The 2,730-nt window shown below is 73.0% G+C and carries 6 protein-coding genes; 2 read left to right on the top strand and 4 right to left on the bottom strand.

Translation table 11 applies throughout. The annotated features are described in order from the left end of the window. Window positions 1-81: 81 nt before the first annotated feature. Window positions 82-804 (bottom strand): dethiobiotin synthase, encoded by a 723-nt coding sequence (bioD, locus tag VK640_09695; protein ID HTE73457.1) that lies wholly within the window; start codon window positions 802-804, stop codon window positions 82-84. A gap of 115 nt (window positions 805-919) precedes the next feature. Beyond that, window positions 920-1,321, bottom strand: a complete 402-nt coding sequence (sodN, locus tag VK640_09700) for a superoxide dismutase, Ni (protein HTE73458.1) — start codon at window positions 1,319-1,321, stop codon at window positions 920-922. 109 nt (window positions 1,322-1,430) lie between these two features. Here sodN and VK640_09705 point away from each other — a divergent pair, with 109 nt between their 5' ends. Both VK640_09705 and arr read left to right on the top strand, forming a co-directional pair. After that, a complete protein-coding gene (locus VK640_09705) occupies window positions 1,431-1,742 on the top strand; it encodes a S24/S26 family peptidase (GenBank protein ID HTE73459.1) in 312 nt (103 codons plus the stop codon). Between the two features lie 54 nt (window positions 1,743-1,796). After that, window positions 1,797-2,258: an NAD(+)--rifampin ADP-ribosyltransferase gene (gene arr, locus VK640_09710; protein ID HTE73460.1), complete on the top strand. Its 462-nt coding sequence runs from the start codon at window positions 1,797-1,799 to the stop codon at window positions 2,256-2,258. Here arr and VK640_09715 read toward each other — a convergent pair. Together VK640_09715 and VK640_09720 are read right to left on the bottom strand one after the other, a co-directional pair. Next, window positions 2,255-2,416: a hypothetical protein gene (locus VK640_09715; protein HTE73461.1), complete on the bottom strand. Its 162-nt coding sequence runs from the start codon at window positions 2,414-2,416 to the stop codon at window positions 2,255-2,257. The two genes, arr and VK640_09715, sit on opposite strands and share 4 nt — an antisense overlap. Further along, window positions 2,397-2,730: hypothetical protein (locus VK640_09720; GenBank protein ID HTE73462.1), on the bottom strand; the 334-nt coding region annotated here is incomplete at its 5' end. The genes VK640_09715 and VK640_09720, both read right to left, overlap by 20 nt.

The raw sequence follows: 2,730 nt of genomic DNA on the forward strand, positions 1-2,730 counted from the left end.
ACGTCGAGCACCTGCTGCTCCGTCAGGCCCCGGCCGTCACGCAGGACCTGCTCGCGGGCGGTGTCCAGGATCGTCGAGGCGTCAGTCGCGTCGGTCTGCAGCACGCCGGAAGTCTGCCGCATCGAAGCCCCCGCCCAGCCCCGGCCCCAGCCCGTCGCGCGCGGCGAGCAGGAACTCCGGTGCGTCGAGGTCGCCGGCACCGGCCCGCACTGCGCCGGCCAGCGGACGGGCGGCGAGCATCTCGAGGTCGCGCACGTTGGAGCGGCAGGCCAGGTCCGGGTCGCCGGGCCACGAGCCGAGGACCACCCCGGCCAGGACGATGCCCCGGTGCGCCAGCGCCTCGAGGGTCAGCGCGGTGTGGTTGAGGGTGCCCAGCGCGGGGTCGGCCACGACGAGCACCGGCGCGGCCAGCTCGCGCGCCAGGTCGGCGATGGTGAGCCCCTCGGCGTCGTACCGCACGAGGAGGCCGCCGGCGCCTTCGACGACGACCAGGTCGCGGTCGGCGGCCAGGCCGCGGATGCGGGCCGCGCTGTCGTGCAGGTCGAGCGCCGGCAGCTTGCCGTGCCGCGCGGCGGCAGCGGGGGAGAGCGGCTCCGGGAAGCGGGCGTGCTCGTGCAGGTCGGTGACACCCGCCAGGCGGCGTACGTCGTCGAGGTCGCCCGGGTAGCCGACCGCTGCGCCGGTCTGGGCCGGCTTGACGACGGCGACCCGCGCGCCGCGGGTGGCGGCGAGTGCGGCGACGGCGGCCGTGACGACGGTCTTGCCGACTCCGGTGTCGGTGCCGCTCACCACCAGGACGCTCACGCCCCGACCCTACGAGCGCGCCGTGGCGCGGCGCCCCGGTCTGCAGCCCGGCGATGACGACGCCCGGTCGCCGCGCCCCTCGGGTCGGCGGACCGGGCGGTCGCTGGGTGCTGGGCTACGCCTGCTTGGTCTCCCAGAAGATCTTGTCGATCTCGGCGATCTTGTCCAGGAGCTTCTGCGCGACGTCGGCGTCCATCGAGCCCTTGGCGCCGCTGGCCCCTGCGAGCTTGGTCGCCTCGTTGAACAGGCCGTGCAGCTCCGGGTACTTCTCGAAGTGCGGCGGCTTGAAGTAGTCGGTCCAGAGCACCCACAGGTGGTGCTTGACCAGCTCGGCCCGCTGCTCCTTGATCAGGATGGCGCGGGTGCGGAAGTCCGGGTCCGAGTTCTCGCCGGCCTTCTGGATGATCATCTTGATCGACTCGGCCTCGATACGGGCCTGAGCCGGGTCGTAGACGCCGCACGGCAGGTCGCAGTGCGCGTGGACGACGGTCCTCGGGGTGAGCAGACGCGAGAGCACGGTGGGTCCCTTCGCTCGTACCAGTCGATGCTGTGTCGGACACTACAACTCGCCGCTACCCCGCTCCCGGGGTGCTACCCGCGCCAGCCGCGGAGGTGAGGAGAGTCACGTGCGACCGCTCGGGCTGGGCCGCGTCCTGGTCCGCGGACGCTCGATGGAGCCGACCCTGCTCGACGGTGACCACCTCCTGGTCCGCTGGGGCGGTCGGCCGCGGCCCGGACAGCTGGTGGTCGTCCGGTGGCCGGGCCGACCCCTGTCCGTCAAGCGGGCAGGGAATCTGGACGACGAGGGCTGGTGGGTCGAGCGGGACAATCCGGCCGAGGGCACCGACTCGTGGTCGGCCGGCCCCCTCACCGCCGACCAGGTGCTGGGTGTCGTCCTGCTCCGTGTCTGGCCGCTGCGCCGACGGCGGGTGACCTGACCACCACCCGGCACCAGCAGTCGGCGACTGGCGACATCCGAGGAGGCTTCGGGCATGAGCGAGGACGGCAGCACCCACGTCCCGGTGACCTACGAACGCTTCGAGCACGTCGAGGGGCCGTTCTTCCACGGGACGAAGTCCGTGCTCGAGCTCGGTGACGAGCTCGTGCCCGGCTACGGCTCGAACTTCCAGGAGGGGCGGGTGTCCAACAACATCTACTTCACTGCGCTCGTCGACACGGCCGCCTGGGGAGCGGAGCTGGCGACGGCGCTGGGCGGGAGCGGAGAGCGTGGGCACATCTACGTGGTGGAGCCGCTCGGGCCCTTCGAGGACGACCCCAACGTGACCGACAAGCGGTTCCCCGGCAACCCCACGCAGTCCTACCGCACCCGCCACCCGTTGCGCGTCGTGCGCGAGGTGGACGACTGGGAGGGTCATGACCCGGACGACTTGAAACAGATGCTCGACCACCTCGCGCTGCTGCGGGAGCAGGGGCTTGACGTCATCGAGGACTAGAGCCGATGCCTGCCGTGCCCGATGCGCTCGTCAGGTGAGCGCCGGTCCGCGCCGACTGTCAGCAGCTCGCGCACCGCAACCGCCAGGTCGGCCGCCTGCCGCCAGGACACCTTCCCCCGGCGCAGCGCGGCCAGCATGTCACCGAGCCGCTCGGTCAACGCCAGCGCGACCTCGGTGCGCTCCGCCGCGGTGCCCGGCGCGAGACGCAGCGCAGGCCGCGACCTCGTGGCGGGCCTCGATGCCGGGCAGCCCGAAGGACGCGGTCGCCTCCGCCACCGACGCAAGGGCACGCTGCTGCTCGCCGGCCACCATCGCCAGCACCCGCTCCCAGCTGCGGATCAGGTCCACCCTCGCCGCGCCGTCCAGCAGCTGCGGGTCGATCCCGGCCAGCTCGGTGACCGCCACCACCAGGCCGACCGGCTCACCATGGACGTCGGCGCCCTCAGCCACCCGCGCCACGATCACCGCCGGA

This window comes from Actinomycetes bacterium (assembly GCA_035489715.1).
Classification (GTDB): Bacteria; Actinomycetota; Actinomycetes; order JACCUZ01; family JACCUZ01; genus DATHAP01.

Coding starts and splice junctions, on each gene's coding strand:
- arr (HTE73460.1), top strand. CDS start 1,797: ATGAGCGAGGACGGCAGCACCCACGTCCCGGTGACCTACGAACGCTTC.